General features: G+C 69.5%; 1 protein-coding gene. It reads right to left on the minus strand.

Annotation, left to right across the window (positions count from 1 at the left end; all coding sequences use genetic code 11):
- Positions 1-259: FCD domain-containing protein (locus SB658_RS25145; RefSeq protein WP_410603139.1), on the minus strand; the 259-nt coding region annotated here is incomplete at both ends.

A 259-nucleotide genomic window follows, 5' to 3' on the forward strand; every position in this document is an offset into this window, starting at 1 on the left:
GCCGTCGATGATCGCCACGACCAGTTCGCCGTGCTCACGTCCGGCGCGCTCCTCCATCGCAGGTCGGCTCGCCGAATCGCCCCACGGGTGGGCTGGGGCGATGATCGTGAACCGGCGTTCGTGGTCGAGCACGATCGCGGAGAGCGTCTCGTTGTGCGCGGCGGCGATGATCGCCAGGTGCAGGAGACTGTCGGCGTGCTGACGAGCGGCTCCGCTCTCGGCCTGCCGGAAGTCGTCGAGGCAGCTCTCGAGGCACTCG

Origin of the sequence: Bacillus sp. SIMBA_008 (assembly GCF_046535495.1) — a bacterium.
Classification (GTDB): domain Bacteria; phylum Bacillota; class Bacilli; order Bacillales; family Bacillaceae; genus Bacillus; species Bacillus subtilis.